The 19407-nt window shown below is 33.9% G+C and carries 14 protein-coding genes and 1 tRNA gene; 10 read left to right on the top strand and 5 right to left on the bottom strand.

The window, feature by feature from the left end:
• Positions 1 to 67: 67 nt before the first annotated feature.
• On the bottom strand, positions 68 to 1846 hold the full coding sequence (locus VI621_RS09870; RefSeq protein ID WP_324218216.1) for a tetratricopeptide repeat protein: 1779 nt from the start codon (positions 1844 to 1846) through the stop codon (positions 68 to 70).
• A 116-nt stretch (positions 1847 to 1962) separates the two neighbouring features.
• Positions 1963 to 3234: a serine--tRNA ligase gene (gene serS / locus VI621_RS09865; protein WP_324218215.1), complete on the bottom strand. Its 1272-nt coding sequence runs from the start codon at positions 3232 to 3234 to the stop codon at positions 1963 to 1965.
• Between the two features lie 177 nt (positions 3235 to 3411).
• Here serS and VI621_RS09860 point away from each other — a divergent pair, with 177 nt between their 5' ends.
• The 10 genes from VI621_RS09860 to VI621_RS09820 all read left to right on the top strand — a co-directional run bounded on the left by VI621_RS09860 (position 3412) and on the right by VI621_RS09820 (position 13236).
• Entirely contained in the window at positions 3412 to 5367 is a 1956-nt protein-coding gene (locus VI621_RS09860) for a M1 family aminopeptidase (protein WP_324218214.1), read from the top strand.
• A 77-nt stretch (positions 5368 to 5444) separates the two neighbouring features.
• Positions 5445 to 6791 carry an RIP metalloprotease RseP gene (gene rseP / locus VI621_RS09855; protein ID WP_324218213.1) on the top strand — a complete coding sequence of 449 codons (1347 nt, stop codon included), beginning with the start codon at positions 5445 to 5447 and terminating at the stop codon, positions 6789 to 6791.
• A 154-nt stretch (positions 6792 to 6945) separates the two neighbouring features.
• Positions 6946 to 7019, top strand: a tRNA-Asn gene (locus VI621_RS09850).
• Positions 7020 to 7112: 93 nt separating this feature from the next.
• Positions 7113 to 7943 (top strand): hypothetical protein, encoded by an 831-nt coding sequence (locus tag VI621_RS09845; RefSeq protein ID WP_324218212.1) that lies wholly within the window; start codon positions 7113 to 7115, stop codon positions 7941 to 7943.
• A 93-nt stretch (positions 7944 to 8036) separates the two neighbouring features.
• On the top strand, positions 8037 to 8273 hold the full coding sequence (locus VI621_RS14825) for a helix-turn-helix transcriptional regulator (RefSeq protein WP_414655490.1): 237 nt from the start codon (positions 8037 to 8039) through the stop codon (positions 8271 to 8273).
• On the top strand, positions 8260 to 9558 hold the full coding sequence (locus VI621_RS09840; RefSeq protein WP_324218211.1) for a DUF3987 domain-containing protein: 1299 nt from the start codon (positions 8260 to 8262) through the stop codon (positions 9556 to 9558). The genes VI621_RS14825 and VI621_RS09840 overlap by 14 nt, the downstream gene beginning before the upstream one ends.
• Before the next feature lie 72 nt (positions 9559 to 9630).
• Positions 9631 to 10842 carry a site-specific integrase gene (locus VI621_RS09835; protein WP_324218210.1) on the top strand — a complete coding sequence of 404 codons (1212 nt, stop codon included), beginning with the start codon at positions 9631 to 9633 and terminating at the stop codon, positions 10840 to 10842.
• Between the two features lie 10 nt (positions 10843 to 10852).
• Positions 10853 to 11176, top strand: a complete 324-nt coding sequence (locus VI621_RS09830) for a hypothetical protein (RefSeq protein WP_324218209.1) — start codon at positions 10853 to 10855, stop codon at positions 11174 to 11176.
• A gap of 136 nt (positions 11177 to 11312) precedes the next feature.
• Positions 11313 to 12179, top strand: a complete 867-nt coding sequence (locus VI621_RS09825; RefSeq protein WP_324218208.1) for an ATP-binding protein — start codon at positions 11313 to 11315, stop codon at positions 12177 to 12179.
• A complete protein-coding gene (locus VI621_RS09820) occupies positions 12142 to 13236 on the top strand; it encodes a DUF3871 family protein (RefSeq protein WP_324218207.1) in 1095 nt (364 codons plus the stop codon). Before VI621_RS09825 ends, VI621_RS09820 begins: the two co-directional genes overlap by 38 nt.
• A gap of 119 nt (positions 13237 to 13355) precedes the next feature.
• Here the strand turns inward: VI621_RS09820 and VI621_RS09815 are convergent, their stop codons facing one another.
• The 3 genes from VI621_RS09815 to VI621_RS09805 form a co-directional block, all read right to left on the bottom strand.
• Positions 13356 to 13739, bottom strand: a complete 384-nt coding sequence (locus tag VI621_RS09815; RefSeq protein ID WP_324218206.1) for a very short patch repair endonuclease — start codon at positions 13737 to 13739, stop codon at positions 13356 to 13358.
• A gap of 78 nt (positions 13740 to 13817) precedes the next feature.
• A complete protein-coding gene (locus VI621_RS09810; protein ID WP_324218205.1) occupies positions 13818 to 15773 on the bottom strand; it encodes a DUF1998 domain-containing protein in 1956 nt (651 codons plus the stop codon).
• Complete coding sequence (locus VI621_RS09805; protein WP_324218204.1) at positions 15766 to 19407, bottom strand: helicase-related protein; 3642 nt, start codon at positions 19405 to 19407, stop codon at positions 15766 to 15768. The genes VI621_RS09810 and VI621_RS09805 overlap by 8 nt, the downstream gene beginning before the upstream one ends.

The following is a 19407-nucleotide window of genomic DNA, read 5'->3' as shown; positions in this document are numbered from 1 at the left end:
TGATTATTTAGATTGTTGGATTATTAGATTGCTCGACTTTTCGAAGTATTACTAACCTTATTTTTAATTACAAATTCGTGTCTCCGCGAAGCTGTCTGAATTTTTTTCGTGCATCTATGAAATAAATACTGTCTTCGTGACTGAATACTATTTTCTCATAAAGCGGCTTGGCTTTATCAAAATCTTTTAATTGTTTGTTATAAGTTTCTGCCGAAAAATACAAGGCTTCATCAATGTAAATCCCGTCTTGATGATGGTCAATAATGGCTTGGTATTGGCTTAAAGCCAAATTATAATCCCCGAGTTTCTCATATGTTTTCCCCAGCCGCAGCAAGGTAACGCTTTCGATTTCCTGTCCTTTGAAACTTTTCAAAATTGCCTGAAATTGCGTCAATGCTTCCTTGTTTTTATTTTGGTACAGCAAATAATCGGCTCGTGCGAATTGTTTCAAAGCGGTTTGTGTCGAATCGGCTACCGTATTGTCATTTATCAACAGGAAATATTCTAAAGCATCATTGGCAATTAATTGTGTTGAAGCTGTTTTTAATACTTTAAACTGACTCAAAGCCCAAACAAAATCTCCTTTGAAATAACTGGTTTTTGCCGCTTTCAAACTTGCTTCGTGTCCGACTACATCGTTTTTTAAATCCTCCTCAATCTGAGAATAATAAATCAATGCCTGGTTGAATTTTTCTTCAAATAACAAAATATCGGCCAATTCCATTTTGACATCTGCCGTTTGATATGGGTTCAAAGGCAACTCCAAAGCTCTTTTCAAAATGGCTTTCCCTTGTTCGGAATTTTTCAGATTAAAAGTCACAAAATGGGCTTGCAAAATCTGCAGGGATAACGAGTACGGACTAATTCCAAATTGCTTGATAAGTTGCTCTAACTCGGTTTCAATACTTTTAAAATCCTTTTCCGGCGCTTTATTTATTTTCATTTCTATTAAAAAATAATGCGCCTGAATTTGCAAATCCAAATCTTGGGTGTTTTCTAAAACGAAAGTCAGAATTTCCTTAGCTGTTTCCTGTTCCCCTTCTTGTATAGATAGCTGGGCTAAATTTACAATATTCGAAAAAGTTTCGGGATTGCGTCTGTAAATTGCTTTTTCCTGGATAAATGCTTTTCCGTATTCTTTTTGCTGCACATAAAACCAGCTTAAATATTGGTTCCAAAAAATATCCTGATTTTTCTGTGTTCGAATTACCAATGCTTTTCGCAGGGATTCATTGAAACTGGTTTCTCCGTCTTCTGTCATAAAACGAGACAGCTGATTTTGGATCATAATCAGGTTTTGCGGATTGTCATAGGATTCTGCCAGAAATTTTTCAATCATCATATCCGTATCGCCTTTTTGTCCATACAGCAAAGCCATTTGAAAATTGAAATTGAATTTCGAGTCCAATCCTAGTGCTATTTCATACGCTTTCAAAGCATAATCAATCAGGACTTTTCTCTCGAAAGTTGCGGCAATACTGTATACTTCGTTTGGATTTTTTTTGATTCTGTCCAAAGCTTGTTCGTAGTGTTTTATGGCTTTGTTTTCGTCTTTTTTCAGTTGAAAATTGTAACCCAATTCGACTAAAAGATGGGCTTGTTTGTATTTATAAAAACGTTCCTGAATGGCTTTTTCGGCACTGTCGTATTGTTGTAATTGTTGGTAACAATCGATGGTTTTCTGGAAATAAAGTCCGTTACTGGCTTGGGTTTTTAACAGTTCCTGATAGGAAATGAGTGCTTTTTCAAATTCTCCTTTATCAAAATAATTCTGCGCCAATTGTTCGTTTTGAGCACAAACAATCAGGGAGAACAATAAGGCGATATATAGGAAGAAAGTTTTCATTACACTTTTTAAGTATAGTTGCAAAGATACTCATTTAGTGTTATTTAATCAGTGTTCAATTGGGAACTGCCAACCGAACACTGCTAAATGATTCCGATAACTATCGGGAGTGAATATTAGTTGATGATGTCAAATCCACAATAAGAACGCAACACTTCGGGGATTACAATACCTTCCGGCGTTTGATAATTCTCTAAAATTCCGGCCAAAACTCTTGGTAAAGCCAAAGAACTTCCGTTTAAGGTATGTGCCAATTGGTTTTTTCCTTCTTTATCTTTGAAACGCAATTTCAAACGATTGGATTGAAATGTTTCAAAATTGGACACCGAGGAAATTTCTAACCAACGGTCTTGTGCAGTAGAAAATACTTCGAAATCATAGGTAAGTGCTGAAGCAAATCCCATATCGCCACCACAAAGACGTAAAATTCGGTATGGTAATTTCAATTCCTGCAAAATTCCTTTTACATGTTCGACCATGCCTTCCAAAGCTTCATAAGATTTATCAGGATGTTCGACACGTACGATTTCGACTTTGTCAAATTGGTGTAAACGGTTTAATCCGCGAACGTGTGCTCCGTAAGAACCCGCTTCTCTACGGAAACAAGGGGTGTATGCCGTTGCAAGAACTGGCAATTCGTTTTCGTTCAGGATAATGTCTCTGAACAAATTCGTTACAGGAACTTCGGCTGTTGGGATTAAATATAAATTATCGGTAGCATCATGATACATTTGTCCTTCTTTGTCCGGCAATTGTCCGGTTCCGTAAGCCGAAGCTTCGTTTACCAAATGCGGCACTTGGTATTCTTTGTATCCGGCATCCGTATTTTTATCTAAAAAATAAGCGATTAAGGCTCTTTGTAATTTTGCGCCTTTTCCTTTATAAACTGGAAATCCGGCACCAGCGATTTTAGTCCCCAATTCGAAATCGATGATATCGTATTTTTTTACCAACTCCCAATGCGGCTGTGCTCCTTCGTGCAAAACAGGAATTGCTCCTTCCTGAAAAACGTTCAGATTTTCTTCGGGTGTTTTTCCTTCGGGAACAATGTCGGCCGGAAGATTTGGTAATGTATATAGTTTTTGCGTTAATTCATTGGCTAAAGCTTCTGCTTTTTCGGCTAAATCTTTGCTTTTTTCTTTTAACAGGACAGTTTTTTCTTTTAGGATAGCGGCTTTGGATTTCTCGCCACTTTTCATCAATTCACCAATGTCTTTCGATAATTTATTAGATTCGGATAAGATGTTGTCCAATTCAACCTGAGTCGAACGACGTTTTTCATCTAATTGCACCACTTCATCAACAACCGTTTTGGCATCGAAATTTTTTTTTGCCAAAGCTTTGATTACTTTTTCCTGATTCTCTCTAATAAATGCTATCTGTAACATATCCTGATTTTATAAGGAAGCAAATTTAAGGAAATGTTTTATATAAAAAGAGACAAACTGAAAAACTTGCCGTTATGAATTAAAGTGTCGTAAATAGACTACTTTAAAGTATTTACCATCGAATTAACGTTATTTTATTACATTATTAATTATATTTGCGAAAATATTTTAAACATAATGAAAAAAACCTACTTACTCATTTTATTTTTTGCAATTACAGGTGTTTTTGCCCAAGTTTCAGATGTAGAATCGAGTCATATTGCTGAGGCTGAAATGAAGTCGGCTTCACAGTTAGTTAATTTTGCTGCCAATGCAAATACGCAAAATTACGACGTAACCTATCACAAGTTAGAATTCACCGTAGATCCAGCGGTATACGGTATTTCGGGAAAAGTAACCACTACATTTACAGCATTGTCTAATATGTCTACTGTTACTTTTGATTTTTATAAAAAAAGCTTTGCTCCCTTCACTATTTCTTCCGTAAAAAAAGACGGAGTAAACTTATCCTTTGTACACAATAGCACCCATGAACTAGTGATTACTTTACCCACTACGCTAACCACGGGAAATTCAGCAACGGTAGAAATTATTTATAATGGAGCACCCTCAACTGCTGAATCCGCTTTTACTACAGGCACCCATTCTGGAACTCCTGTTTTATACACCTTATCTGAACCTTACGGAGCAAGAGATTGGTGGCCATGCAAGCAAGACCTGAATGACAAGGTAAATAGCATCGATGTTTTTATTACTGCTCCATCTCAATATGTAAGTGTTTCTAATGGAATAGAGCCTTCGGCACCCGTAATTAGCGGAGCCAATAAAACTACTCATTTTCATCATGGTTATCCTATTCCTGCCTATTTGATTGCAATGGCTGTTACAAATTACAGTGTCTTTAACCAGCAAGGAGGATTAGGTACGGTTGGAAGTCCATTCTTTCCCATTGTAAATTATATTTACCCCGAAACTGCTGCCAGTACACAAACCAGCTTAGCGGTAACACCTACCATTATGAATTTATATGAGACATTGGTAGGGAATTATCCTTTTAGAAATGAAAAATATGGCCATGCTCAATTTGGTTGGGGTGGCGGAATGGAACACACTACCGTTTCTTTTATGGGCGGCTGGTCAAGAGGTTTAATTGCTCATGAAATGGCGCACCAGTGGTTTGGGGATAAAGTTACCTGTGGCAGTTGGAAAGACATTTGGCTTAACGAAGGAATTACCGAATACATGTCTGGAATAGTGGTAGAAAACCTTGATGGCGCCAGTAGTTTTGTTTCTTGGAAAAATTCTAAAATAATCAATATTACTTCTCAAACTACCGGAAATCTATACCTTACCGATACTCAAATAACTGATGTTAATACCATATTTAGCAGCAGAATTACATATAATAAAGGCGCGATGGTGACAAATATGATTCGTTTTAAAATGGGCGACACTAATTTCTTTCAAGCATTGAGGAACTACTTAGCGGATCCTGCTTTAGCTTATGGATATGCTTTAACTCCGCAATTTAAAGCACATCTCGAAACCGTTTCCGGTTTAAGCTTCACGGAATTTTTCAATGATTGGGTTTACAACCAAGGTTATCCAATTTACAATATAACAGCACATAATTCAGGTGTTGGTCAGGCGACAATTCAAATCAACCAAACACAATCCATTACCAATTCGGGTCAAACAGGATATGTTTCTTATTTTGAAATGCCGGTTCCTATAAGACTAACAGGTAGTTTAGGCGAGCAACTCGATGTGGTTTTAGACAATACAACAAACGGACAAAGTTTTGTGGTTCCTGTAGGCTTTGTTGTAACTGGTGTTGAATTTGATCCTAATAAAAACATTATTTCAAAAAACAATACAGCCACTTTAGGAACGGAAAATTTTGCTTTAGCACAATCAATAAAAATATATCCGAATCCAACTTCAGATGTATTGAATATCGGATTACCGGCTTCAATGAATTTAGAAAAAGTAAGGATTTATAACAATTTAGGACAAACTATTTTAGAAAACACCAGCACAATTGTTCCGGTTTCGAGTCTTTCTTCCGGAGTTCATTTCGTCGAAATAGTAACGTCAGAAGGGACTTTTCATAAAAAATTCATAAAAAAATAACCAACAGTAACATATATAACAAATAGTAAGGCGAAAACCTTACTTTTGTCCGTTATTATAGAACCTGAAATTTAAAAATGGAAATAGCTATCAAATTAGGTCAATTTTTATTGAGCTTATCTTTACTGATTGTACTGCACGAATTAGGACATTTTATTCCTGCCAAATTATTTAAAACCAGAGTAGAAAAATTCTACTTGTTTTTTGACATCAAATACTCTTTACTGAAAAAGAAAATCGGCGAAACTGAATACGGTATCGGCTGGTTGCCTCTTGGCGGCTATGTGAAAATATCCGGAATGATTGATGAAAGTATGGACAAAGAACAAATGGCGCTTCCACCTCAACCTTGGGAATTCCGTTCGAAACCGGCTTGGCAAAGATTAATCATTATGCTTGGCGGGGTAACGGTAAACTTTATTTTGGCCTTCATTATTTATATCGGGATGGCTTTTACTTATGGTGATTTATATATTTCCAACAATGAAGTAAAAGACGGTATCTGGATATCTAATCCGGTAGTTGAAAAAATAGGACTTAAAACAGGTGATAAGATTATTGCTGTAGACGGCGTAAAAGCAGATAAATTTCATGAACTGAACGAAAAAATCCTTTTAGGAAAAGAAGTTATTGTCGAACGTGACGGAAAGGAACAAAATGTAGTATTACCAATTGATTTCATCGACCAATTAATGAAAGGCGAAAAAATCTCTGTCGTAGAACTCAGGGTGCCGTTTATTGTTACCGGTGTTGCCGAAAATTCTCCAAATAAGGATAAAGTACAACCCAAAGACATTATCACCAGTTTTAATGGTGTTCCTGTAAAATATGCCGATGAAGTTCTTGCGGCTGTAAACAATTTAAAAGGAAAATCTATTCCTGCCATCGTCAAAAGAGATGATAAAGAAGTGGCTGTTTCATTAATCGTGACTGATAGTGCTAAAATAGGAATAGCTTATGCGGGAAGATTGCCATATGATAATATGGAAAAATTAGGATTATACCATGTAAGCAAACAAAAATACGGGTTCTTCGAATCGTTTCCGGTTGGAATAGAAAAAGGTAAAAACCAATTAGTGGGTTATGGAAAACAACTGAAAATGATTTTCAATCCAAGTACAGGTGCTTACAAAGGCGTGGGCGGATTTAAAGCTATCTTCGATATTTTTCCAAACACTTGGAGCTGGGAAGCCTTCTGGAGCATCACTGCTTTGCTGTCAATTATGCTTGGTGTGATGAACTTATTGCCGATTCCTGCGCTTGATGGCGGTCATGTCATGTTTTTATTATATGAAATGATAACCCGAAAAAAACCAAGCGACAAATTCATGGAGAACGCTCAAATGGTTGGTTTCGTATTACTTATAAGCCTATTATTATTTGCCAATGGTAACGATATTTATAAGGCAATTATCGGAAAATAATTTTTTTTAAAAATATATTGATTTTTATTTGCAAAAATTAAATTTCGCCTTATATTTGCACCGCTTTAGAAGTGAAACACACCTCGCTTTTTAGCAAATCCCTCCCGATATTTTTCGGGTTGTTCTTAGAAAATTATTTAAACAATATACAGTTTCCTTCTTAGCTCAGTTGGTTAGAGCATCTGACTGTTAATCAGAGGGTCCTTGGTTCGAGCCCAAGAGAGGGAGCTACAAAAGAAAGGCTATACAGAGATGTGTAGCCTTTTCTTATTTATACAGGTCGAATATAGGTCGAATAACTATTTTTCTTATTTTTGACTTATGGACGAAACAAAAACTTACTATTGGAAAGAACTTACTTTAAATGGAAAGTATACCGAAACTACTTCCGCTTTATCGTTACCGATTTACATTAAAGACTGTAACTTATCCTTCATTCTTCCATATTTTATAGAAACTTCACATATCAAGTATTTCATTAATAAATATGAGTCTCTCTTAATATGTAATATCTCAAAAAAATTAATTGATAGTCTTCTAGAAGAATATAAAATCTACAATTTAAACTTAGAATTCTACCTGTTGTCTGCGATTTGTCAAGATACATATATACTTTACTTTGAAAGCGAAGAGAAAAAAATGCTATATCCTGATTACCAAAATGAAAGAAAAGATTTAATAAAAATTTTAGACCTTTTATATGTAAAATTAAATCTTGGGAATGAGGCAATTAAATCAATCTCATTTAAAACCAAAAAAAAAGCTGTTACGATAAATAATTTTTTTGTCCTAACAGACATCTTAGACGCTTTAATTATTTATTACGGTCTAAACTTAAAAAACTTTGAAGAAAGAAAACAAGAGTTGATTAAAGACACTAACAATATTAAATTGAAATTACTTGATGAATACCAAAAATGGCTGTTAATAAAAAGTCTTTATAATTATATCTCAAAAAACAATCTGTCAACTCCAATACTTAATGACGACCTTCGTTTTATAGGTTACTTTATGCATATTTCTCAAATCCCGATTAATAAAACTCATTTCGAAATATCCTTAACCAATGATATAAATACAATTATATCAGGAGATGAGATTAAATATTTAAATCTTTTCTTGACTCGACCTAAATCATTTTTTGTAAAATAATGAAACAAAAAAACTAATTTCTATTTTTAAACTGTTTCATAATAAAATCCTGTTTACTTACAACTTTGCAATCAAAATTTAAAATTATAAATTATGATTACAAATGAAAAGGACATTCTAAGCTTCAACGAAGTCAGAGAATTACTCGGGATATCAAAATCCTCTCTTTACAAATTGACCTCAACAAATATGATCCCGTGCCATAGGCCTACCAATGGGCGGCTCTTTTTCAAACGTGAGCAAATAATATTGTGGCTTACCCAAGACAAGTCTCTATTAGAGGATTCAAATATTACTAAACTAAATATTTCGAAGAATGATGGAGAATAATTTACTTCCCGAAATTATCTATGAGAATCTCCCAGATTTCTTAAAACGACTAACAAATCCTTTTACCGGAAGAGAAAGAGACATTATCCTGCTATCAAGTTTGGGTGTTCTAAGCGCGAGTCTACCAAATGTATTTGGTGTTTATGATAGAAACCGGTTTTCTCCAAATCTCTACCTCCTAATCATAGCACCTCCAGCTTCAGGTAAAGGAGTTATGAATATGTCTAAAAAATTAATTGAAAAAACACATCGAATGATTAAGGAAAATAGTATTGCTGATATTGCTGATTGTGAAGACCAAAAGAAGGATAATAAAGATAAAAAGCAAAAGTGTCCTGATTTAGAAATAAAGATAATTCCTGGAAACGTAAGCAGCTCAAAATTTTACAAACATATACAAAATAGCAATCATGGTATTTTAATTTTTGAGACAGAAGCAGACACTATATCTGTGATGTTAAAGCAAGACTGGGGGAATTTTTCCGATGTCTTACGAAAAGCTTTCCATCACGAAACGGTTTCGATTAGTCGGGATATTGATGATAAATACTTTGAGATTTCTAACCCAAAACTATCCCTAGTTATTTCAGGAACCGCGAATCAAGTGCAGCCACTTATTCAATCCAAAGAAAACGGGCTTTTTAGCAGGTTCCTGTTTTATATGTTTGAAGAATCTACAGGATGGAAAGATGTCTCTCCTAATGGTGCTACTGTTGACTATAATCACTTATTTTCCGATGCTGGTGACGAAATGTTTAAACTACATGAAAATCTTGAAAAAAATCAATCAGAAGTTGAGATAAAATTAAGTGAAAGCCAATGGTTAAAATTTAATGATACAATGACTCGGGTAGTTGAAGCATTTATCAAAGAAAAAAAGATAGATGATATCGCAGTTCTTAAAAGACATGGCGTCATGATGTTTAGAATCTGTATGATACTTACTATAATTCGACATAAGGATAGCAATTCATTTGAAAATTCAATTATCTGTAATGACGATGATTTTGATTGTGCACTTAATATCATTAAATCAACTATAGATCATTCAATAAGAGTTTCAAGCTTGCTAAATATACCGAATGGGAAAAAAGAAAAGTTTCTAACTGTTAGAGAAATACTTTTATTGGCTGAATTACCAAATGATTTTGAAAGAAAACTAGCTATTGAAAAAGGGACTAATTTAAATATCCCAGAAAGAACAATAGATTACTTTCTTAAGAGATGGATAGATAATGAAATTATAAGTAAGATAGCTAATGGGAAATTTAAGAAAAAAACATAGATTTTTTTGCAGTCATTGCAACTTTTGCAATACTTGCAAAAGACATTTTAAGAAAAAATAAATATTAAAATCATGGCTATAAGTATAAAACTATTATTAAAAAACAAACCTCTGTCAGATAAAACTTTACCTATTATATTACAAATCATTAAGGATGGAAAATCTAAAATTTTCTCCACAAAGATAAGTTGTATAGAAAAAGACTGGGATGGCTCTCAATTAAAAAAGAGTCATCCCAATTATCAAAAAAGAAACCTAATCTTATCAGGATTAAAACAAAAGGCTCTTAAGATAATAGATGAATATCAAGAAGAGGATAGTGATTTCACTCTTCTTGATTTTGAGAAGAAATTTAAAGGAGAAAAGCTAAATTCAAAAGTAACCGTGTATGAACACTTTCAGGAAATAATCACCAGAATGAAACTTTCTAACCGGTTGGGTAATGCTAAAAGTTATTATGATACTTGTACTTCTTTTTTTAAATACCATACAGACAAAGATTTGACTTTTAAAAATCTTAATGTAAGTAAATTAGAAAACTATGAAGCATACTTGCGTAGTAGAAATAATCAAGATTCTGGAATTGCTTTTAAAATGAGGGCTTTGAGAGCGGTTTATAATTCCGGAATTCGGAATGGAATTATCAGTCAAGATTTTTATCCTTTTGACAAGTATAAGATATCCAAACTTAAAGGCAAAGGTATAAAAAGAGCCCTAAATCGTGATGAGGTGAAAAGAATCTTAGATGCTGATGTGACAGAACGTCCAGATTTAATTAACGCTAAGAACTATTTTATTTTCTGCTATTTTGCCAGAGGAGTAAATTGGATAGATATCCTTAGATTAAAAAAAGCTGACATTCAAGATGGGTATATACTATATATTCGATCTAAGACAAAAGGTAGGTTCATAGTAAAGATACTTCCCCCAGTACAGGAAGTTCTAGATTACTATCTTTCACTGAATAGAAATACAGAGTATATTTTCCCTATTCTATTGAAAGATGATCTAATGCCAACTCAGATTGAGAACAGAAAGCACAAGACTTTAAAAAAGTTTAACAAAGATTTGAAGGAGCTTGCAACCCTTGCGAAAGTTGCGAAAAATGTCACTTCTTATGTTATTAGACACTCTTATGCAACTAATCTTAAGCAATTAGGAGTAAGTACCGATAAAATTTCTCAGAGCATGGGCCATTCTAATCTAGAGGTCACAAATAGTTACTTAAAGGACTTTGAAACTGACGAAATTGATGATGCAAATGAAAAATTATTAATCTTTTAAAAAAATTATTATGGGAAATAAAGTAGTTAGAATGGGTTATGGGTTTGTTAGTGATGTGGAAATTGTAGAAAACCATAAATTAAGCCTTCAACAAAACAAAAATTATAAAAATGACCATCCACCTATATTTTATAATGTAAAATCTGTAAGTCTTAAAACTGGGATAGGTAGAAATAAAATTTATTCATTATTGAGAGAATTCAATTATATCGATGACAATAATTTTCCATTTCAAGAATATATTGATGAAGGTTACTTTAAATATTATCAGATTTTATCAAAAGGTATAATATCCATAAGCCCAAAAGGAATAAGTCTGATAACGAGTCTTTAATATAAATCAAAAAACAAGAGGCGATTGGTACATCATTTTTGATGTGGCAATCGCCTCTTCAATTTAATCTGAACGTAATTAAACTATAAAACTGAATATGAACAATCTTAAATATTAATCTTAACAATTATACATTATGGAATTAAGAAAATCAGAAAGAAGTAAAGCCAAAATTAAGATGGCTTTACAAGGACCTAGTGGGTCTGGAAAAACAATGAGTGCCTTATTGCTTGCTCATGGTCTAACAAATGGAGACCTGTCTAAAGTAGCAATTATTGACACAGAGGCAGGTTCAAGCAATCTCTATGCACATTTAGGAGGGTACAAAGTTTTGAGCTTAGAAACTCCTCATTCTCCTTCAAGGTATATTGAAGCAATAGATGTATGTATTAACGCAGGTATTAGCACTATTATCATAGACAGTCTTAGCCACTCCTGGGAATACCTATTAGACTTTCATTCTAATTTGCCTGGAAATTCATTTACAAATTGGGCAAAAATAAAGCCACTAGAGAAAGCCTTAATGGATAAGATTTTAAATAGTGATATCCACATCATAGCAACAATGCGTGTTAAACAAGATTACGTCTTAAATGAGAGAAACGGTAAAATGGTTCCAGAGAAAGTCGGTTTAAAAGCGATTCAGAGAGACGAAATCAGTTATGAATTTACTATCGTATTTGATATTGATTACAAGCATTTTGCCACAGCTTCAAAGGATAGAACTAATTTATATGAAGGAAAATCTCAATTTATCATTAACTCCAATACCGGTAAGAGAATTCTTGAGTGGTGTAGCAGTACAATAACTAAAGCTGAATTACAAGCAAAAGTAAGTGAGTGTAATAATACTAAAGAATTAACAGACCTTTTTAACAATAACCTTGAGTTGGCTAAAACTATTGAACAGGATTTTGTAAACAAACAAAAATTACTAAAAGAATTAACATCTAACATTACACAAAATGGAAATGGAACTACAAACAATTACCCAAGACCTTAACAGACCAGGAGATAAAGGGATTGAGGATTCTTTTGAGACAGCACCATCCTTTATGAAATCTAAGGCAGAAGGCTTGCCAGTTGAAATAATCAATAATCTTTCACCTGCTGGTTTAGGGAGACTATATATAAATCCTAAGAACACTTCACCCTTCATTGAGGCAAATTGTGAATCAGTCTCAATTAATCATCTTAGAGACGAATGCGTTACGCCAGTCTTCACAAAATGTAACTCTGTAACTATAAGCCATTATGACTTCATTGAGGCAACGGATGATTGTGTGTCAGATTTTTACAAAGGAGAAACAATCCTAACTCCTGAAATTAGAGTATCACATAAAATATTAGGGCGTATTCAGGAAGCCTTAAAGAAGCCTAAATCTGAATTATTGCCACATGAAGAAACGATTTTCTGGGAACGTGCAGCTTTTGCTATTGAGATACCTTCCATTACGATGGAAATTGGTGGAAACACTTTGTCTTTAGTCGTTGGAGGAGTACGTACTTTTAACAACCAGAATCTTTACAGCAAAAAAACTGTGGAACGCTTCAAAGTCTTTACCGGATTCATCAACCAAATATGCACAAACTGCTGTGTATCAACTAATGGCTTATTGGTTGATATAAGAGTAGTTAGCGTTGAAGAGTTAAAATCGCAGATATTTCAACTTTTGAACTCTTATGATATGAATTCTCATGTTAGGGTGATGAAAAATTTAGAGAATCAGCATTTAAGTCAAAGTCAATTCTGTCAATTAATTGGCAGAATTAGATTGTATCAACATCTTCCAAAAGAAACAAAATTAACAATTCCGGAACTACTGTTCACAGATTCTCAAATCAATGCTATTGTAAAAGCATATATGGAGGATGATAACTTTAAGGGTAAAAATAATGGAGACATTAACCTTTGGAAAATGTATAATTTATTTACAGGAGCTAACAAGAGTAGCTATATTGATTCTTTTTTAGAACGATCTGAAAATGCTTTTAATTTTATATACGGCATTTCGAAGGCAATTGACGGCGATAAAACATACCGTTGGTTTTTGAGCTGATAATCTCCCAACTCCTTTGGGGTTGGGGATTATTTTTTAATTAACGTTTAATCATAATATTAGCTTTATGAAATTATTAAAGAAAATTTTGTCTTTTAAGAATTTCTTTTTGAATTTCATTAATACATGAATCCAGATTTTTTTTTTATTTCTTTACTCCAAAAACGAATTACTTTCCAGCCTAGTGATTCCAAGTAATTATTTACCTCAATATCTCTGTGAATATTCCTTTCTATTTTCTTATGCCAAAATTCCTGATTGCTTTTAATACGCTGTTTTTGAATTTCCCAATCTTTACCGTGAAAGAATTCGCTGTCTACAAAAATGGCTATATTGTATTTTTTGAAAGTAAGGTCTGGTTTACCGAAAACAGTTTTATTATTCTTTCTATACCGATAACCTAAATTCCATAATTCTTTTGCTAGATGTAGTTCCTGCTTTGTGCCAGTACTTTTGATAGCACGCATGTTTTTTGAGCGCTGTGATGGAGTGTGAACGTCCATTAAAATTTAATTTTAAATAATTAAACAAATTTAATGAATAGGTTTATATGGACGAGACATAAAATAACAAGTTAATTACTAAATTTTATTAAAGAAACCAATTTTCTTCTCAACTGTTCCAATAACGGCAGACCTATCTAATAACATATTAAATTCCTCACAACTTGTTTCTGGAACAATACAACAATTATGGCAAGCTGAACCATTAACATTATCAGGACCTTGCCCACTTGATTGCCCAATATCTGAACATACTGGATCAGCTGAACACCATTCTGCATCAGCTATCGCATTTTTAACCAAAATCCCTAAATTTTTGGCTTTTCCTTGTCTAACAAGACCTCCCAGAGAGCCTTCTGAGTCCCCCGAAGAAGTATAAATAAGAATCCCATTCATTCTACATTTAGGATCATCACTGAAATATAAACGCTCCCTTAAAGAAGATGAGCCATACCCACATTCAAAACATAATTTTTTGATAAGAAGATGAGCAAATGTATGCATGGCAATAAAGAACGGATTCAAGTTCTTAGGTTCATCTTGTGGTCTTCTTTTAAGTTGAGCAGAATGATATCTTTTTATAATATTTGAAAAAGCGGAATGATGTTTACCTAGCCATTCGTCAACAATATCATCTTTAAATTTTAAAAAGATACCTTCACCATAAACCTCAACAGCCGGAAGCCATTTAACTGGCTCATTTGATAATTCTCTTTTATCAAATTTATTACTAGGGTTTATTCTTGAAAAACCTTTGAATACTCTAGTCTCTTTTAATTTTTCTACTAGCACAACACAATCAAAGTATTTTTCCAACAAATCTTTTTCAAGATAATCTTCAAATCTTTTAATAACTGCTTTAAAATCAGAATTTTCAGAATCTCTTCCTGCTAAAATGTATTCATATTCTTCAAATCTCAGCTTTAATTCAGCTGGTAATTCAGCATTCTTGTCTTCCAAATTTTCATTTGAAAATTCTGCAATTACCCCATTATACAATTCATCAATCGAAATTAATCCCGCAGTAACAGAGTGTTCACTTGCTAATATCATCCTTAACATATCTTTATTAAGCGAATAAAGGGCTGATAAAGCTGTCTTTTTGCTATTCATTAGTTCAACCACATATTGATTCGCTTCGGCAGAAACTTGGGGCAAATATATAGCAGATTGAATATCAGAAAAATGAACATTAGATGCACCTCTTATTAAAACTTGTAAATGTTTCCTATCACAAGACTGCGCATCATTAATTCCTTCTAAACCTAGCCATGGTCGATGTCCTTTGCAATATTGCCCTGTTGGATTCTCATTATTAGGGCTGCTTTGATCAAACTTATGCTCATCTTCTTTATTAAATCCTATTCTTGCTAAAGCACTGTCAGAAACACTTTCACCCTCCTTTCTAATATTCATTAATCCAGCTAGCGATCTACTTTCACCGCAGGTACACTTCAGTATTATACTTCCTAAATCACCGGATCCACCGCCTGTGTGATAGGATAAATCATGCCTTTTATTATCATTAGGAACTGGACCATTATGAACCCACTCTTTAAAAGGAACATCTTGGATGTGACCAGATGGGCAGGCTGCTACGAATCTGACTGGGATCATTTTTGATTTATAGTTGCTCTTTTGATCCCAACAAGCAATACATTCTATTTTCTTATTCGGCTGTTCAAGTGCTTCTTCTCTCATTCTTCCGCATCTAGCGTTTGTGCAGTAATGCCAACTAGGAAAGCGAACTGCGGGTATTTCCAAGTAATTATTTTTACTGCCAGATGTTTTATATTCGAAGGGTTTAACAAAATATTCCACTCCTAAAACTTTCTCTAGGCGTAATTCATTAAATCGCAATTCTCCTTCATCTATACTACTTGAACCTCTGTTAATTTTTCCTTGCTTTATTTTTTCATCCCACAAACTTAATCCACACACCATAACCGAAACTTCCTCAGGCAAATTTACAATTTGACCAATCCCAAAAGGAGACAACATTTGACCGCTTCTTACATTATTTTTTTTACTCATCTTGGTCATTATTTGAATTAATACATAAAACAGATTCTGTGTCAACTCCTCGCATTGAAGTAGAAGTAGCAAATGGAGTTTGCCTAACCCGAACTTCTTCACGAACTTCTGCACTAGTTGCATACATCAATGGATAGAAACCTTCCTGCTTCAAAATTCCAGAGTTATAGGCATCTCCATAGTTTTCGGCTCCTCCTTTTTTCCAAGATTCTATTCTCTTCGATAATAATTTCATTGTATTATTTACCTCTTCAGGATCAATAATTTCACACCTTTCTTTTATCAATTGCTCAATTATTGCAGACAACTCATAAAATTCATCAGAAATAATTGGTGTATATGTTAAAGTCCCTGCTGAAAAATGACGAACTAGGGCAATAAGAATAGCATGTAAACCTTTTTGCCTAGCATTTATAGAAAATGGAGTGACTGAAGTTGGCTCAACATTTGAATATATGCGGCTATGATAACCCTGAAATTGTTCATATTGTGACTTATCCCTTGGTTTAGAAGGGCTGTACAATGTAAATATAAGACCCGGGCCAGAAGGAACATCTCGACCCACTCTTGAACTAGCCTGAATATATTCCGCCGTAGTTTTTGGTTGACCATGAATAAACATTAGACCTAGTCTCGAAATGTCTACTCCTGTAGCAACCATATTAGTTGCTAAACAAATGTCTAATGCTGTATTATTCGATGAATTTAGCTTGGTTTCCAGTTTCTTAAGAGTAGCTGGTATTTCTGAAGAACTAATTCTACTTGTTAGCTCTTCTATTCTATTTATAAATCTTTTATGATCCTTGGTTATTAAATCACGGCTTTGAATCTGACCTAGTCGTTCTTTAATATCCCCATGAACAAGAGATGAAGCCCCGCCAAGCTCTCTTATACTATTAAAGTAGCCTAAAAGCGTCCAATAATAATCTATGGTTTTGGGCTCTATTGTTTGTGATAATTCTTTTATTTTTTGCAGAACCATTGCGTAAGTTCTTACAATTGAGGTCTGTGCTGATGGATATCCAGAGGCAAGAATTCCAACATACTTTCTTCCTGGATATAACTGATTTCCTTCTTCATCAAGATCATCTAATGATTTTTCTTCTGAAAACCACGTATTACCAAATTCCAATCCTTGGGCAGGGAAAATGCTCAGTTCATTTCTATTCTGAATGCTATATAAGTTCTTAACTTGCTCATACGCTCTACTAATAGTCGCGGAAGAAGCAACTATTTTAGGAACAATAAATTCTTTATTTTCCAATGAAATAAATGGAGGGATTGTTTTATTGTAATTATTGCAAAGTGTCTGTACCATTGCTTCGTATAGACCGACCATTGTGCCTAATGGACCAGCTATAAGATGCAACTCATCTTGTATAATAAGCTCAGGGGGACAAATTCTATTTTGATTGGAAGAATCCCCTTTTCTGAAACCAAATAATTTACCAGCATCAGGTTTCCAAGGTATCATGGCAAATTTATCCACGGTACCTAAAAGCAAAGTTGGAGGATTCTCGTAAATTAATTCGTCAATCACTTGAAGAGGTAACGGTTTTTTTGAATATTCACAATAAGTGTTTTCACACTGAAAATATACTTTACCATTTTTGCCATCTTCTTTGTATAATCCTTTAACTCTTAAAACTTTATCATAACCAGTTACATTATCAACTTTACCTATTTGAGTTCCGCAGCAAGGACATTTCATTACGACAAAATTATATTCTGCTCTTGAATCTTTATTTAGTGTACTCAACTGTGCCCTAGCCTCATCATTTTTATTAGGAGTTGAAGTCCCTCCAACCCACAATCCAATAGAAATGGGTTCATCTCCCAACTCTCCAAATTCTAATTTACTCTCCCTAAGTTGCTTGTTTTCAATCCTTATCAAATCACATGCGCAAATTAGAGATGCTGCCCTTTCATATTGCTGTGTAGTTAATAATCTTAACGTATAACGCATCAAAACTGTCGTCCCGCCATAGAAATCCCAATTGGAATCTTTTTTTCCCTTCATTCTGCGATAAAATATATTAAACGCAGTTAAACCAAGATATGCTTCAGTTTTGCCTCCTCCAGTAGGAAACCATATTAAATCAACTATTTTTCGTTCCTTAGATTTCGAATCTATTATTGATTCAATATTCATTAGTATAAATGCTAACTGGAAAGGTCTCCATTTACCATTATATTTCCCTTTATGAAAATCTTCTAAGGATTCGAAATTATTGGTCTGTTTGACTCCATCTAAATAATCTAAGACTAATTTTTGACCGCTACCAGTACCTGTCTTACTCCATTTTCTAATTTTCGCTTTAGATCTTTGCTGCTGCCAAATCATGGCGCGGTTCATCCATGTAAAACATTTTACTAAGTCAGAATCTTCTTCAGCGTTGATTAAAAAATCAATTCCTTTACTAATTCTATGCAAGGAAACTTTGCATTTTTCGACATTAGATTTCGCAGCTTCTCTGTAATTTTCAAGTTCAGACGATTTATTCGCCAAATCATCAAATCCTTCAATCCAAAGTTCGTATTCCTTTTTTAAGGATTTTAAACTTTCCTTAGCTAACTCCCAATTTCCTAGATCTGAAAGTTCAAGCATACTCAATGACACATGAGAAGTTGGTGCTACTTGTGGCAAATCATATACAGGAATTACTGAAGTCCTTATTTCTTTGACCGTTTCACGGCCATGAGTGTTTTCCTCTGCATCCCACCTCACCGATGTTCCGTGACCAATTGAGAATACTCTTTTCTTTCTGTAAAGGAGATTTAATTCCTTTTCCTCATCGGTATCTGAAGCTAATATTCTTTCCTTGTAAGGCTCAATAAGTGATTTGTTTTCTGTCGATAATATTAGTTCATTTTGAAATAATATATTATTTGAGTTTGATGCATCATCTGTACTTGCAGAGAGAGCATTTATTAAAACAAAGGTGACAGTCAACATATTTCCTGCCTTATCTTCAGCTGTGGTTCTATTGAAAATTCTTAAAATCAGCCAATTCTCACCTTTCGAGTTTTCCTTTAAAACTTTATTGTATGACTTTTCGTTATTAATAAATAGTGAGTTTAGATTTAGAGAGAACATTTCAGGTTTTATAGGTCTCCTTATCCAATAATCTGAATCAAAAGTATTACCATCTCTCTTCTTTGAATAAACAACATTCCCCTCTTTATCAACTTCTTTTTTTGGCTTTTTATCTTTTCCTTTTTCATAATGGGCAGAATTAATCTTTAGCCATATTTCATCATTAATCTCATTGCTTTTAAAACGAACTGTAAAACCCATAGCTGAAGGCAAATACTGATTTGCCATTCCGACTGGTTCTTCATCATTTTCTTCTCCCGAATTATAACCCGAGCTTTTATTCTTTTCTATTTCTGAATTATCAAGTTGTCCCTCATCTTCAACGGAATCATTAGTTGTGTCTTCTGAATCAACAGTTCCATTATTCTCCGCCTGTTGAGGATAGAGCATTCCTGCTCCATATCTAGATTTAGGAGAACCGTGTACACTTGCCAATAGTATTTCTTCTCCAGTTCCCTCATCAAGGTAGTTTTGATTTGGGCAAGGTCCAACTATTTCTTTTTCAACTACTTTTAGTATTTCGTCTCTAATATCCAT

Origin of the sequence: Flavobacterium sp., assembly GCF_035292545.1 — a bacterium.
In the GTDB taxonomy this organism is placed as follows: domain Bacteria; phylum Bacteroidota; class Bacteroidia; order Flavobacteriales; family Flavobacteriaceae; genus Flavobacterium.
The sequence above is the reverse complement of the archived record's forward strand: the minus strand, read 5'-3'. Positions and strand labels throughout refer to the sequence as shown.